Source organism: Nonomuraea recticatena (genome assembly GCF_039533245.1).
Classification (GTDB): Bacteria; Actinomycetota; Actinomycetes; order Streptosporangiales; family Streptosporangiaceae; genus Nonomuraea; species Nonomuraea roseola.
This window is the reverse complement of record NZ_BAAATE010000013.1, coordinates 1-13,710: the sequence shown is the minus strand read 5'-3', so window position 1 is coordinate 13,710 and position 13,710 is coordinate 1. Positions and strand designations below refer to the sequence as shown.

Sequence of the window (13,710 nt, the reverse complement as noted above, 5' to 3'; positions counted from 1 at the left end):
GAAAGGGGGAGGAGGGGCGAGGCAGGTCCTCCCGGGCGCGCCGAGTTGGCACGTTGCCTGGTGACATTCAGCGCGCGGCAAGGATGGGCCGAGCGGAGGCGGGATGCGCGTCCAGGTCCTCGCGGACGAGCTGGGCGATCTCGGCAAAGTCGATGCGCGCCAGCTTCTCGATAGGCACATCCGTGTCCAGAGCAGCCATCACCAGGTGGGCGAGGCTGTAGGTCGGTGTGAGGGCGAGAGCGCGTTCGGCTGCGGCGCGGGCCAGCACGCCCTCGCCCCTGTGGCAGGCGTAGAGCGCCAAGTTGCCGGCGGCCGCGGGAACGTAGTCAGGGTCCAGGCGGCGGGTCATCTCCACCCACAGCTGGCGGGCGCGCTTGTGGCTGTATCGGCTGAAGCTGATCGCGAAGGTCAGGTCCCGGATCGTGATGCTGGTGATCAGGACGCCGAGGGTGGCCAGCGCCTCGGTGGGGATCGCCTGTCCCTCGCAGAGGTGCTGTAGGCAGCGGTCGAGGTGGAAGAGCGCTTCATCAATCCAGTAGCGGTCGTCTTCGATCTCGGCCAGCAGAGCGGCGGCCTGAGCTTCGGCTCGGGTGGTGGCCACGACCATCTCCTCGCGTGCGGGGCCGTCTACTGGAGCGATGAGATCGAGAAGGGCGGCGCGGCTGGGCAGGGCGACCATGCCGGCGGCAACGGCGGCCGCGGCGAAGCGGCTGTCGCTCACGCTGTAGGGGTGGCCTGCCACGGGGCAGCACGCCGCGCTCTGACAGGTGTAGGCCCAGTACCTGCCCTCATCGCAGCGCAGCGCCTCCACCACCTCGATGGCTGCGGCCTTCATGGCGGACCGGCCGCGGCACGTTTGCGGGACCAGGTTCAGCTCAGCGGATAATGTCTCTTATCCGTTGAGTTCTCGATCGCTCTCAGTGGATAAAGGGGTTCTCGCCCGGGAGAAACCCCGGGGCAGACTCAGTGGATAACAGGAAGGGTGCGCGTCGGATGAGCGGCACCGTCATCGCGCTGCACGGACAGCACCCCGACCGACCGACCATGACCGCGAAGGCGGGGCTCGCGCTGGCGGCGATCGAACGTCATCTCGATCGGTGCAAGCTCAGCCGGCACACCGTCAAGGCCTACCGGCGCCAGTGCGCCGCCTACGTCGCCTGGCTCACCGAACACGCGCCGAACATCCCGACGCCTTCGACGACGTCGTCGGCGCCGAGGCCGCGGTGACCGCCTGGCGACGGCATCTGCTGCGTGAGCAGAAGGCCAGCCCCAGCACGGTCAACCAGGCCCGGGCCGCGATCACGCTGATGTACGAGCACGCCGCCCAGCTGCGCATCAAGGTCAAGACCGCCACGGTGCCACGCCCCGGCGAACCCGACGCGCTCACCCCGCAGCAGCAGGGCGCGCTCGAGCGCGCCGCCGTACGCCGCGGCGCACGCGACGCGGCCATCATCTTCCTGCTGCTGCACAGCGGCGCCCGAGCCGAGGAGAGCCTGCTCGATCTCCAGGACCTGGCCCTCACCGCGCGAACCGGCTCGGTCCGCCTGCACGGCAAGGGCGACCAGGTCCGCACCGTGCCGCTGCCCGCGCCGGCGCGTGAGCGGCTGGCGGACTGGCTGCTGGAGCGCGGCACCGATCCCGGCCCGCTGTGGTCGGGGCAGCGTGGCCCGCTGTCGGTCTCCGGCATCACCCAGGTGGTGCTCGCCACCGGCGAGCAGGCCGGGCTGAAAGGGCTGCGCCCTCATGTCCTGCGGCATACCTACGCCACCCGGCTTCGCCAGGGCGGTGCCGACTCCGCTCAGGTCCAGGCGCTGCTCGGCCACGCCAAGCTCGACACCACCGCCCGCTACTTCCGCGCCGGCCAGGCCGAGTTGGAAGCGGTCATCGAACGGATCTTTGACTGACCCCCCGAGGAAGAGGAGAAACCGGTGGCGGTATCCCAGTTGCACCTGCAGGTCAATCAGGACGAGCGCACCTACGACCTCCAGGTGACAGCCGTCCAGGACGGTTACGAGGTGGAGGTGCGCGGCGCTGACGCCAACGGCGAGCAGATCGCCGAGATGCGCGGCACGCTGCCCGTCGGAGACCTGGCGCTCGTCCTGCAGCTGCTCACCTCTGGCGCGGCCGCGCTCAAGGAGCCCGGATCGCGATCGGTCAGACCGCTGGAGGAGCGGCGGATCGAGCACCCCAACGCCAGCCAGCCGTGGACGGCAGAAGACGACCAGCGGCTGAAGGAGCTGGCGGCGCTGCCCGAGGCCAGCATCGGCGGGCTGGCCGAGCAACTCGGGCGCAGCAGCGGCTCGATCCGGGCGCGGCTGCCCAGGGTGGGAGTCACCAGGGAGCTGCCTTCTCGCAGCCCCGCGTAAGGGGCGGGCCGCGGGTCGGCCCGCCCCTTGGGGTGGATCAGAAGTCAGGCGCGTCGCTGGCGGCGACTCCCGCCATCGCGGGCACGTCCTGAGCCTCGGCCGAAGCCGGGGCGGGCTGATCGCGGGTCACCTTGGTCACCCGGGCACGGGCGCTGCGCAGGGAAGGAGCGACCTCGTCGACCTCCATCTCGTGCACGGTGCGCTTGTCGCCTTCCTTGGTCGTGTAGGTGCGGGACTTGAGGCGTCCGTAGACGATGACCCGCGCTCCTCGCCTCAGGCTCTCGACGACGTTCTCGGCCTGGTCGCGCCAGACGCTGCACTGGAGGAAGAGGGTCTCGCCGTCGCGCCACTCGTTCGCCTGCCGGTCGAAGAAGCGGGGAGTGGAGGCCACCCGGAAGGAGGCGACGGGCTGGCCGCTGGTGGTGAAGCGGATCTCAGGGTCGGCGACGAGGTTGCCGATGATGGTGACGATGGGCTCGTTCATGAGGTCCTCCGAGAGGTGAGTGAGGGAAAGGGCCGAACACGGATCTGGGAGAGCGGCGGCGGGGCCGAAGCCCCCGCCAGCGGCGGCTAGAAGACCGGCTGCAGGTCGGTCGCCGAGTTCAGGCGGTGCTGCTCCACCGCCTGGCCGACGCAGGCCAGGCAGATCCGCTTGTGGTCGGTGGTGGTGACCATGTCCGCGAGGGTCGAGCCGGTGCCGCAGCGGATGCAGGCGGTGAGGTCGGTGGCGTAGAGGGGGATGTCGAGGGTGAGGTTCATGGCGTCGCTCCTTCCGTCAGCGCCCCCTGCCGGGGGCGCCGGTTCCGTGTTTCGGTGAGGGAGGACCGTGCCTGCGAGGCTGAGTGATCCGAAATACGGGGCCGGTGACCCTGGCCGGCCACTGATGGCAGGAGCCCATGCCATGGACTGCGCCCTTGACCGGAATCGACCATGCCCATGTCAGCCCTCAGCTGGTGCGGTGCCCCACCCACGGACACCACTGATGCGCGCCGAACTTCCACGCTCGGCGACCCGCGGGCACCGCGGCACCGACCGGCGAGCCCCCGGCTCGCCGGTCGGCCCCTGCGGAGCGGGCCCGTCTGCGGTCAGGTGCCCCCTCGAGGGTTCGGCCCTTGACCGTCTCGCGCCGCGGCGCGCGAGCTCACGTCCGCTCACCGTTCCGAGTCGCCGTCCACGTCCGGCTCACCGATCCGACCCAACGGCGGGCGAGAACTTGCTAACACCCCAGCGCAAGATCACGCGGCGGCCAGGACACGGCGGAAAGCAAACTTCCAAACCCGCGATTGACGTCGCTCCAAGATCTCGACTTGGTGACTCCGGTAGGCCAGGCGCGCACTCTGGGTTGTGATGGCGTGCATGAGACCTCGCTGGCTCTCCCGCTCCCGTATCCCGTATCCCGGACCCGGACGTGGCCCCCACGGCCCCCACCATGTCTCGTCAGCCTCGCGCGGCAGCCTGGTGGATCACGCTGGCCGCACTCGCCGTAGGAGCGTCGGCGGCGGGAGTGGCCTGGTGGCTGCTCACTGGCCTCCCCGTGGTAGCCAACCTGCCCCCGATCACCGACCCGGCCGTGGCCGCCAGCGCGCGCAACGAAATCCTCCGCACCGCCCTTGCCGCCGGCGCAGGGGTGGGCGCAGCCATCACCCTGGCTCTGGCCTTTCGTCGCCAGCGGCACACAGAGGTCGTAGCGGACGCGGCCAAACACGATGCCACCGAACGACGCGTGACCGAGCTTTACACCAAGGCAGTCGAGCAGCTCGGCCACGACAAGGCCGCGGTCCGGCTCGGTGGGCTACACGCGTTGGAACGCCTGGCCCAGGACACCCCCGTACTGCGGCAGACGATCGTGGATGTGATCTGCGCCTACCTGCGCATGCCCTTCGCCCCACCGCGTGAAGACAGCCGAGGTAATAGAATCCGCGCCGTGCAGCGCGCAGCGCGAAAGGACGGTCAAGCCCCCACCGCCATGGGGGGAGATCCTCACGAGGAACGTCAGGTGCGCCTCACCGCCCAGCGCATCCTCGCCGCTCACCTGCGCTACGAACTGCCCCCCGTACGCCGCTGGTGGCAACGCCCCGCTGCGACCAACTTGCGGTTCTGGCCCGGTGTGCGCCTTGACCTGACCGGCGCCACTCTCCTCGATTTCGACTTCCGGAACTGCCGAGTGAGCGACGCCCGGTTCGGCCAGGCGACCTTCTCCGGCGACGCCGGATTCGACCACGCGACCTTCTCCGGCCACGCCTGGTTCGGCGGGGCTGCCTTCTCCGGCCACGCCTGGTTCGGCATGCGACCTTCTCCAGCGACGCCTGGTTCGGCCATGCGACCTTCTCCAGCGATGCCCGGTTCGGCCATGCGACCTTCTCCGGCGACGCCTGGTTCGACCACGCGACCTTCTCCGGCCATGCCCGGTTCAGCTCTGCAACCTTCTCCGGCGACGTCGGATTCGACTATGCGAACTTCTCCCGCAACGGCCGGTTTCACCATGCGACCTTCACCGGCGACGGCTATTTCAGCCCTGCGGAGGCGTTGGCAAGCGCACGGTTGGATGAGATGCGTGCGGAGTCTGCAGCCGCGCCGGAAGGCATGGAGATGGATACCAAGGGCGAGGCCGAGGACGGCGCGACATGAAGGTACGGATCTGCCGCCTTCCGGCTGTATCTCCTCACGGGCGTCGACGATGAGCTCCCACTCGGGCGGCCGCGTCCACGGAGCGACCACCATCCGACGGAAGGACGTCGGGATCAGCACCCGCTCCGGCCGGACCATCGTGCGCGGCGGCTTCGGCTCCAGCGGCAAGGGCGGGGGTGGCGGTTGATGCTCGATCCGCTGACCCCACGCCAAAGCGTGTACCTGCGCCAGCAGCTTGCCCGCAACTGGCGACTTCCAGGTCCTGGCCCACCTGCACCCCCGCAGCAGAGGCGCAGCTGGTATGGCCGCGTACGCCGACTACATGGGGTCGGCCATCAGGGTGGCGAGCTTCTGCACCTGATCGGGGTCGGGCTCGTCGCGGGTCGCGTGCGCGGCCATCACCAGAACCTCGCCCGTGGTGGCCGCCTCCCGCCATGTCCAACGGATGTGGCGCTGCATGCCGCCGACCACCCGGGTAAGCACGACGTCGCGGGTGCCAGGGTCGATGAACACCTCGCCGCGCGGCACCACGACGGACGCGACGCCGCGCATGGGGCTGGCCACGTCAAGGATGATCACGTGGGGGCGGTCAGCCACCTCGGCGTGGAGCTGGGCCACTTCCTGCCGGTGGAAGCCGTATGAAGCATGGTCTGGTGCGCTTGGTCGGCAATTCGCCGATGGGATGTGTTGGTGAGCAGCGGACGCTAGTCTGCTCCAGCATGGTGATCATTTCCGAGCGGGTGGCCGCATTGCGGGCGATGGCGCATGACGGCGAGGCCGAGGCCGCGCGGGAGTACGGGCGGTTGATGGGCCTGCTCCCGGATGCCGCCCTTGCAGAGGACGAGCCGGTCTGGGCCGGTGAGCCATGGCTGCGCGCCGCGGTCGCCGCCCGTCCCGACGACACGCTGGCCCGCACACTACTGGGGAGCCTGCTGGTCACTCAGATCGCCACGTGGCGGAACATCGCTGCAATCGCGCCCGATGCCGACGAGGGGGAGATCGAGGCCGCGAACACGCGTCGGCGAGAGGAAGCGGAGGAACTGCTCGGCGGCGTCCTGCAGGTGGACCCCGAGGCGCCCACGCCGAAGGCGTGTCTGGCGGCGCTGGCCGAAGTGTTCGGCGAAGGCGACTATCCGGAGGACGAGGACGGGCTCTTTCCCTACGACTACCACCTGGTCCAGACGGAGCTGTGGAGCGGTTCGGTATGCACGACGCTACGACTGGTCATCACCGATCCCGAGGAATTGCGCTGGGCCTGCGACTACTGGTTGGCGAATCACGACGACCTGGTCGGCCCGCTCACTCTTACGTCCTACTCGCGAGGCGAGGAGATCGGCGCTATGGCTCTTGTGGAAGGCTCGGCCCGGACTGTCGACTGGGAGGCTGTGACGATTCCGCCTTTGACCGGTGTGCCGCTGCCGCCAGGACACCCTGCCCCGCACTTGCGCGCCTACTACGGATTCACCATGGAGGTCGGCGCCGGGTGATCCTTGCCCACCTGGACCGGCAGATACATGGACACGGCAGCACCCCACTGCCTCCGAGTCGTGTGCGCACAGCACTGCGTACTCCTGCCGCGCGGTCGGTCAGCGGGAGGTGAGCCCGGTGAGCAGGAGGGCGAGCCATCGGGCGCGGGCGGTGGGCGGCTGGTCGGCGGGGAGGGTGGAGAGCATCAAGTACAGGTCGTCAAGGGTGAAGTCGGCGCGCAGACTGCCCTGGGCTTGTGCAATGCCGATGAGCCGGCCGAGGGCCTGGGTGACGCGGGTCTCCACCTCCTGCATGGCGGGGTGGGCTGCGTGGTCGGCGCCAAGCGCGTCCGCGGCTGCTTTGACGGCACGGTTGTGGGCGACGGTGTCCATCAGGCGCCTGAGGAAGCCGGTGAGCTCCGCCATGGCAGGTGAACCTCGGCCCTCGCGTTGCAGGCACTCTTCGGCGTCGTCGGCGAGTGTTACGAACGAGGCGGCGACCACGGCTGTGACCAGGTCGCTCTTGTTCGGGAAGTGCTTGTACAGGGTGCCGACCGCGACGCCCGCGGCAGCGGCGATCTGCTCCATCGACACCTCGGGCCCATGCTCGGTGATCTGCTGATGCGCCGCGGTCATGATCCGGGTGCGGTTGCGGGCCGCGTCGGCGCGCAGCGGTCGGGATGAGGTCATGGGGCCCTCCGGAATCATTTGACGAAAGATGAATGCTGCTTCATCATATAACGTGAATTATGATTCACTTTATGGAGGTCGATCATGGCCAGCACGACCGACCGGTGGACCGAACAGGACATCCCGGCCCAGGACGGCAGGGTCGCTGTCGTCACGGGCGCCAACAGCGGCCTCGGGCTGCAGACCGCGCTGGCCCTGGCCGAGCACGGCGCGCACGTCGTCCTCGCCATACGCAACCTCGACAAGGGCCGCCAGGCCCTCGCCCGCATCAGGGAGAGCGCCCCGGGCGCCAAGCTCAGCCTCCAGCGCCTGGACCTCGCCTCTCTCAAGTCGGTACGCGCGGCCGCCGATGAGCTGCACGCGGCACATCCGAAGATCGACCTGCTCATCAACAACGCGGGCGTGATGTACACGCCCCGGCAGAAGACCGAGGACGGGTTCGACATGCAGTTCGGGGTCAACCACCTCGGGCACTTCGCGCTCACCGGCCTGCTGCTGGACCTGATGCTGCCCGTGCCCGGCTCCCGGGTGGTCACCGTCAGCAGCGTCGGCCACCGCATCCGGGCCGACATCCACTTCGACGACCTGCAGTTCGACCGCTCCTACAACCGGGTCGCCGCCTACGGGCAGGCCAAGCTGGCCAACCTGATGTTCACCTACGAACTCCAGCGCCGCCTCGCCCCGCACCACAGCACCATCGCCGCCGCCGCGCATCCCGGCACGGCGGACACCGAACTCTCGCAGAACCTGAGCGGCCTGGTGCGCAAGGGGGCAGACCTGCTCCAGCCCCTGTTCAGCCAGCCGGCCTCCATGGGAGCGCTGCCCACCCTGCGGGCGGCCACCGATCCCGCCGTCACCGGCGGCCAGTACTACGGCCCCGACGGCTTGGCCGGAACCCGCGGATACCCCGAGGTGGTCGCCTCCAGCAAGAAGTCCCACGACACGGCCCTCCAGCAGCGCCTGTGGGCCGTGTCCGAGCAGCTCACCGACGTCACGTTCTCCGTCTGAGCCGTCCACCCCGCGATCCGGCCGACCAAGAGGAGAGGGTCGGCCTGCGCACAGGCCTCGCTCGGTGAGACCCGGCATAGGTGCCGCGCCTGGCCGTCGCCGTGCCACTCAACGACACCTTTGACGGCGATTTCCGCAAAACTCGGCGGCCCTCAGCCTCGGACCGAGGCTGAGGGCCGTGAGCCCCTCCCGGACACCAGCCGCAGGCCACCAGTAGATGGAGTCACGATCTTCCATCGTTACCGAAGGAGGCCACATTCCCGCCGCCAGCTGATCAGAGTTCCTCGTCGGGGTCGAGTTGGTCGGAGTCGCGGAGCGGGCGGACTCCGGTGGGGCCGAGGTCGGGTCGGGTGAAGGAGTAGGTGCCCGTGACGTTGATGTGTTTGCGGACGAACGGCGACAGCCGTGCGACGTCCGCCTCTTGGACGGGATAGTCCTGGGCCTTGAGCTGGCCGAGTGCGGCGTCGATGTAGAAGGTGTTCCACAGGGTGACGCAGTTGAGGACCAGGCCGAGGGCGCCGAGCTGGTCCTCCATGCCTTTGTGGTACCGCTGGTACAGCTCGCCCTTCTTACCGTGGAAGATCCGGCTCGCGAGGGCGTGGCGGCCTTCCTGCAGGTTGCGGACGCCCTTGATATCGCGCCGGTAAGGCTCTTCGACGGCGTAGGTGAGGATGTGGAGGGTTTTGAAGATCCGGCCGTAGTGGGCGATGGCGTCGCCGAGCGGGGTGGGGTTGCCGTCGCGCTGGATCATCCGCAGCACTTCGTGGGCGCGGACCTCGCCGGTGTAGATCGAGACGACGACGCGCAGGATGTCGGGCCAGTGCCGGGCGATCCTGTCCAGGTCGACCTTGCCCCGCACGAACCGGGACAGCGGCCCGTAGTCGGTGTTCTGTATGCGCCAGCCTTTCTGATCGGGGATGTCGGCCAGGGCGGGCCGGTACTGCATGCCGAGCAGGTGGACGAGGCCGAAGACGATGTCGGAGTAGGAGCCGGTGTCGGTGACCAAGACCTCGGGGCGGGCGCCGCCGTCGCGCCGGAAGGCGACGTCGATCATGTGGAGGGAGTCGCGGACGGTGCCGGTGACGACCTTCGCACCCAGCCCGGCCCCCCGGTCGTTGATCATGTTGAGCCAGGTGACGCCGCGTTTGCGGCCGAAGTACTTCTTGTTCGGGCGGGTGTAGATGGACCGAACGGGGGACGACGAACCGCATCCCGTCGATCGCGGCGACCAGCCCTCCGCCGAGCGCGCCGGCGAACCCGATCTGCCCTTGAGCGTCGATGAGCGGTCCGTTGGCGTCGGTGTAGGTCTCGTCCGACAGGTAGTTCTGGGCGATGTGCGACAGCCGGGCCCGTTCCAGGGCGGGCGTGCCGGGTTTGATGACGGGCGCGTATCCGATGTTGAGGGCTTGGGCGGTGAGGCAGGCGGCGACCGAGGTAGTGAAGTCGGCGAGCTTGCTCTCGCCGCCGCCGGCCGACTCGAACGCCGCGGTGAACCGCGGATGGCGGTCCATGGTCTCCAGCAGCAGTTCGGGCAGGTCGACGCGCGGGAGCACGTCGGAGACCCGCTTGCGCAGGTCCACCAGCGAGGAGGGTTCGGGCAGCGCCGCCAGCGCCGCCACGTGCAGCCGACCCTCCTCATCCACCGTGACCCCGACGCTTTCTTCGCCGAGCCGCGAGGCGACATCTCGCAGCGCTTGGTGCAGGACGAGGGCGTGCTCGGCCAGGAGCTGGCCGGGGACTTCGGGCAGGGACAGGTCGGTGAGCGCCGGCCCCTTGGCCGCCTCCCACCGGTGGCCGTCCAGGAGCTGGCCGCGCGGGTCCTTCCAGCGGGTTGAGGTCTCGGAATAGATGTCTCGGCGCCGCAGGTGCTTGTGGAACTGGGTGAGCACGCACATCGCGTAGGCGTTCTTGTCGACGGTGCTGCCATTGGGCATCGTCTTGAACACCAGCCGCTGCCACGACCCGGTCACCAAGGCGGCGTCGACGTCGGCCTGCAGCACCTTCTTCTTGCAGCCGTCCAGCAGCCGCGGCAGCTCCTTCATCGCCGCCAGCACCCGTTCGGCCTCGGCGGTGGCGCCGAACTCGATGACCGTGGTGAGGGTCTTGAGGAACCCCGACACCGTCGAGATCTTCGCCGCGAGCTGCGCCCGGACCTCGCCGTCGGGGTCGGCGCCCGGCGGCGGCACCATGTCGAGCACCGCGTCGGCCGCCTCGCGCAGTTGCCGGCGTGGCACGATCGCGTCGATCGATTCCATCAGCTGGTCCAGGCGCAGGTCCTCGCCGTACTCCAAGGTCTCCAACAGGGTGTCGATCGCGGCGGCGAGCGTCGCCGAGTGCTTGGCGAGCTTGGGGTGCTGGCGGGCGCGTTCCTTGCTGGTGGCGGTCTCGGCCTTCCCGATCAGCTCCGTGGTCATCAAAACGTCGAGCAGGTCCAGGCAGTCGTCGACCGCCTTGCCCTCCAAGTAGATGACGGTGGCCAGCAGGGTGGCGAGCTGCCGGGACGGGCCGTGGCGGCGCAGCAGCGTCGCGGTCGCCTGCATCCCGTACCGGGCCAGGTCCACCAACCTGCGGTAGGGCACTTCGGGCGGAATCGTCAGCGTGCCCGCCCCGGCCGACAGGATCTCCGCCGCCCGGTCCAGGGCCTTCTCCATGCTCTTGCCCGACGGCACCGACGGGCCCTGCCGGCACCGCTCCAGATCCGACACCCGCCGGTCGTCCCGGCACCTCCAGCAGCAGCTCCATCACGGCCCGCTGGCGCGGCGTCATCACGTAGTACAGCGCGTCATACAGCCGATCGGTCGCATCATCACGCACCCGCGCGACCAGCCGGGCCAGCGTCGTGACGCCCGGCAGCAGCACCTTGCGCTCCCGCAGCCACACCACCCCGTCATGGAAGATCGTCTTCTTGCCGTCGCCGGTCGACCACGCCCGGGCGTCCACCCACGCCGTGAACTCGGCCTCGACCGCCCCGAACTCCCGCAAGCCATAGATCTTCCGGATCTCCTCCTGATGCTCGAACGGTGTCGTCCGCCGCTCGGCGTATCGCTTGACCTGCGAGACGTCCTCGATCCCCAGCTGCTCCGCGAGATAGACCACGACCTCGTCCGGCACCTCCAGCGGATCGGTCAGGAACCGGCCCCTGAACCGGGCCGTCGTCACCTGCAACGCGAACCCCAATCGGTTGTGCGTACCACGCCGCTCCGCGATCAGCGCCCGATCCGCGTCGTCCAGGAAGAAGAACCGCTCCAGCTCCGCCCGCGACGGAACACCCACGAACCGGCCATACGAAGCCGCCTCGGCATCACTCAAGAACTCAACTGGCATGAGCCCAGAAAGTAGGGCGACCCAGACAACAACCTCAGCCCAAAGATCCAACCGTTACGCCAGGCACCGAGGAAACCGCCCCCGACAGCCACAAAAGCGCAGGTCAAAGCGATGAAGCAAGTGCCAAAACTCCCCGCTCGGCGGCGCGGTGCTTAGCGTGACTTTTCGTTCCGATGTTCGTCATCCCCCGCCTCTCCCCGCGCGGTCGTCCAGATAGTCGCCGACGAGCAGGAGCAGGGATCTGGCTTGGCCTCGGGAGCCAAATGTGCCCAGAACCCGACGGGGCGCTGCGAAGCGCCGCGCGAACGAGGGGCGGGCGGGCCGCATGGCCAATGGTCATTCAACGGGGTAGGCGAGGACGAGCACCATGGAGTCGAGGAGGCGGCGCCAGTCGCCTTCGGACATGTCATCACGTTTGAGGCCGCGAGCGGCGGCCGCCAACCCATCCACCAGTCGGGCCTGGATCTGGTGCGACTCCTCCTCGCGAACAGCGGCCAGTCTGCGGACCGTCCTTTGAAAGTGGGGGGTCTGGGTGAGCCGGACGAGCGTCGGCGGGAGAGGCGGTTCGGCTGGATCGGTGTCCGGGTCGGTGAGGCTGACGGCCAGGCGGGTGCCGAGCGCGTGGGCGATCTGGTTGAGCGCGGAGAGGGTGGGATTGCCTCGGCCGTTCTCCAAGTTGGCCACATACGGCACCGACAACCCAGCGTCGATGGCGACCGAGGCGACGGTGCGGCCCAACGCGGTGCGCCGGGAGCGCAGATGCCGTCCCAGTTCGACATGATCCATAAGAGCCTATCTTGACAGAATAGTTTCCGACTGATCTTCTCCTCACAGAATAAAACGCGAGGAGGACGTGTTGCTAGTCGCGTTACGAGTGCGTGACTTCCGGTTGCTCTGGGCCGCCCGAGCAGTCACCGTCTTCGGCACTGGCCTTCTGGTCGTCGCGATCCCGGCCCACATACACACGATGACCGGCTCGGTGTTCGTGACCGGCCTTACCTTGGCTGTGGAGTACCTCCCGGTCCTGCTGCTGGGACCGTTCGCCGGGGTGCTCGCCGACCGGTGGGATCGTCGTCGGCTGATGCTCCTCACGGACATCGCCCATGCTTCAGCCATCTCCCTGGTGTTCTTCACCCGCAGCCCCGACACCCTGTGGCTCCTGTACCTGGCGGTCCTCGGAAAAGGAGTAGCGGCAGTGCTCTTCCGCCCGGCGGCACAGGCCCACACTCCCGCCGTCGTGGGCACCGGTCCCTTGCTCAGCAGCGCGAACGCCTTGAGTGCATTCACCTCCGGCGTCATCGGGCTGGGCGCGCCTCCGCTCGGCGGTCTGCTCTATGCCGTCTTCGGCATCGACACCGTCATCTCCATCGCGCTCCTCGGCTATCTGGCATCCGCTGCCGCGATCGCGTGCACCCGGCCGCGCCCGCGCGAAGAGCGATCGCCTCAACACGTACTCGCTGACTTGAAGGACGGACTGCGCCACGTCCGGCACTCCCCTGCCATTCGTGCCCTGGTGAGCACCAGCGGCGTGTATCTGGCAGCGAACGCTGCGCTGACGGCCTTGCTGGTGCCCTTCGGGGTCACCTTCCTCGGAGGAAGCACACAGATCGGCTGGCTGTTGTCGGCGCTGAGCGTCGGCTTCCTGCTTGGCGCCCCGATCAGCCGAAGGATCGTCGACCGCTTCTCCGCGCGGGCCACGATCTCCGCCGGCCAGGCTCTGGTCGCGGGCGCCTTCTTCCTCGTCTTCAATGCCCCGTCTCTACCCGTGGCGCTGATCGCCGCGGTTCTGCTGGGAATTCCCGGCGTTACGGTGCTGGTCGCCCTGCAGACATGGGTGCAACGGGTCAGCCCGGCAGCTCTGCTCGGCCGCGTGAGCGCCATATTCCTCACCGCTGAAGCGGTCGCGACACTGGCCGGCGCCCTCGCTGGCTCTGCCATCGGCGAGCTGATCAGCCTGCCAGCCGCCCTCAACACGGCCTGCACGACGGCCTTGCTGGCCGCCGGTCTCACCGTCTGCTTGGTTCCACGCTCCGTGGCCAAGGGCACCCGTACTGGTACGGGTGTTGAAGAATCGCGGACCACCGGCGACGCATTTAATGATCACAAAGGATAGCCATCTCGGTGTCTCATAAGACCGTGACTCATTTGGAGATTGATCGTTAGACCGTTCGTGGATGCGTTCCTTCGACGGCTGGTGCCTGATGAGTTGTGGGAGTTGTTCCTGCGGG

General features: G+C 68.6%; 15 protein-coding genes and 2 pseudogenes. 8 read left to right on the top strand and 9 right to left on the bottom strand.

The annotated features are described in order from the left end of the window. Window positions 1-67: 67 nt before the first annotated feature. The gene (locus ABFX50_RS24295) at window positions 68-835 is read right to left on the bottom strand and encodes a DUF4192 domain-containing protein (RefSeq protein WP_346149635.1); all 768 of its coding nucleotides are present in this window, start codon (window positions 833-835) and stop codon (window positions 68-70) included. Between the two features lie 158 nt (window positions 836-993). On the opposite strand from ABFX50_RS24295, the gene ABFX50_RS24290 reads away from it, so the two are divergent. The 3 genes from ABFX50_RS24290 to ABFX50_RS24280 are packed head-to-tail and all read left to right on the top strand — an operon-like array spanning window position 994 to window position 2,366. Next, window positions 994-1,227 (top strand): hypothetical protein, encoded by a 234-nt coding sequence (locus ABFX50_RS24290; RefSeq protein WP_346149634.1) that lies wholly within the window; start codon window positions 994-996, stop codon window positions 1,225-1,227. Then, a complete protein-coding gene (locus ABFX50_RS24285; protein ID WP_346149633.1) occupies window positions 1,224-1,904 on the top strand; it encodes a tyrosine-type recombinase/integrase in 681 nt (226 codons plus the stop codon). The genes ABFX50_RS24290 and ABFX50_RS24285 overlap by 4 nt, the downstream gene beginning before the upstream one ends. A 24-nt stretch (window positions 1,905-1,928) precedes the next feature. Continuing rightward, window positions 1,929-2,366, top strand: coding sequence for a hypothetical protein (locus ABFX50_RS24280; RefSeq protein WP_346149632.1), 438 nt, complete (start codon window positions 1,929-1,931; stop codon window positions 2,364-2,366). Window positions 2,367-2,403: 37 nt separating this feature from the next. Here ABFX50_RS24280 and ABFX50_RS24275 read toward each other — a convergent pair whose 3' ends face one another. Together ABFX50_RS24275 and ABFX50_RS24270 are read right to left on the bottom strand one after the other, a co-directional pair. Beyond that, the gene (locus ABFX50_RS24275) at window positions 2,404-2,850 is read right to left on the bottom strand and encodes a single-stranded DNA-binding protein (RefSeq protein ID WP_346149631.1); all 447 of its coding nucleotides are present in this window, start codon (window positions 2,848-2,850) and stop codon (window positions 2,404-2,406) included. Window positions 2,851-2,936: 86 nt separating this feature from the next. Continuing rightward, a complete protein-coding gene (locus ABFX50_RS24270) occupies window positions 2,937-3,125 on the bottom strand; it encodes a hypothetical protein (protein WP_346149630.1) in 189 nt (62 codons plus the stop codon). 670 nt (window positions 3,126-3,795) lie between these two features. Between ABFX50_RS24270 and ABFX50_RS51375 the strand changes: the two are divergent. Continuing rightward, window positions 3,796-4,635 (top strand): annotated as a pseudogene (locus tag ABFX50_RS51375) (pentapeptide repeat-containing protein); the annotation flags it as partial. Then, window positions 4,524-4,994, top strand: a complete 471-nt coding sequence (locus ABFX50_RS51370) for a pentapeptide repeat-containing protein (protein ID WP_428834702.1) — start codon at window positions 4,524-4,526, stop codon at window positions 4,992-4,994. The pseudogene ABFX50_RS51375 and the gene ABFX50_RS51370, both read left to right, overlap by 112 nt. A gap of 318 nt (window positions 4,995-5,312) precedes the next feature. On the opposite strand, the gene ABFX50_RS24260 is transcribed toward ABFX50_RS51370, so the two are convergent. After that, window positions 5,313-5,573 carry a hypothetical protein gene (locus tag ABFX50_RS24260; RefSeq protein WP_346149628.1) on the bottom strand — a complete coding sequence of 87 codons (261 nt, stop codon included), beginning with the start codon at window positions 5,571-5,573 and terminating at the stop codon, window positions 5,313-5,315. Window positions 5,574-5,632: 59 nt separating this feature from the next. Between ABFX50_RS24260 and ABFX50_RS24255 the strand changes: the two genes are divergently transcribed. Next, complete coding sequence (locus ABFX50_RS24255) at window positions 5,633-6,481, top strand: tetratricopeptide repeat protein (RefSeq protein ID WP_346149627.1); 849 nt, start codon at window positions 5,633-5,635, stop codon at window positions 6,479-6,481. 99 nt (window positions 6,482-6,580) lie between these two features. On the opposite strand, the gene ABFX50_RS24250 is transcribed toward ABFX50_RS24255, so the two are convergent. Continuing rightward, the gene (locus ABFX50_RS24250) at window positions 6,581-7,150 is read right to left on the bottom strand and encodes a TetR/AcrR family transcriptional regulator (RefSeq protein ID WP_346149626.1); all 570 of its coding nucleotides are present in this window, start codon (window positions 7,148-7,150) and stop codon (window positions 6,581-6,583) included. Between the two features lie 84 nt (window positions 7,151-7,234). On the opposite strand from ABFX50_RS24250, the gene ABFX50_RS24245 reads away from it, so the two are divergent. Beyond that, window positions 7,235-8,158, top strand: coding sequence for an SDR family NAD(P)-dependent oxidoreductase (locus ABFX50_RS24245; RefSeq protein WP_346149625.1), 924 nt, complete (start codon window positions 7,235-7,237; stop codon window positions 8,156-8,158). Window positions 8,159-8,432: 274 nt separating this feature from the next. Here ABFX50_RS24245 and ABFX50_RS24240 read toward each other — a convergent pair whose 3' ends face one another. From ABFX50_RS24240 to ABFX50_RS24225, 4 genes and pseudogenes are all read right to left on the bottom strand, one after another. Beyond that, entirely contained in the window at window positions 8,433-9,341 is a 909-nt protein-coding gene (locus ABFX50_RS24240) for a Tn3 family transposase (protein ID WP_346149842.1), read from the bottom strand. A 73-nt stretch (window positions 9,342-9,414) separates the two neighbouring features. Next, window positions 9,415-9,669: pseudogene (locus tag ABFX50_RS24235) on the bottom strand (Tn3 family transposase); the annotation flags it as partial. Between the two features lie 124 nt (window positions 9,670-9,793). Continuing rightward, entirely contained in the window at window positions 9,794-11,482 is a 1,689-nt protein-coding gene (locus ABFX50_RS24230; protein WP_346149841.1) for a DUF4158 domain-containing protein, read from the bottom strand. 336 nt (window positions 11,483-11,818) lie between these two features. Next, the gene (locus tag ABFX50_RS24225; protein WP_346149624.1) at window positions 11,819-12,268 is read right to left on the bottom strand and encodes a helix-turn-helix domain-containing protein; all 450 of its coding nucleotides are present in this window, start codon (window positions 12,266-12,268) and stop codon (window positions 11,819-11,821) included. A gap of 67 nt (window positions 12,269-12,335) precedes the next feature. On the opposite strand from ABFX50_RS24225, the gene ABFX50_RS24220 reads away from it, so the two are divergent. Further along, the gene (locus tag ABFX50_RS24220; protein WP_346149623.1) at window positions 12,336-13,595 is read left to right on the top strand and encodes an MFS transporter; all 1,260 of its coding nucleotides are present in this window, start codon (window positions 12,336-12,338) and stop codon (window positions 13,593-13,595) included. Window positions 13,596-13,710 lie beyond the last annotated feature (115 nt).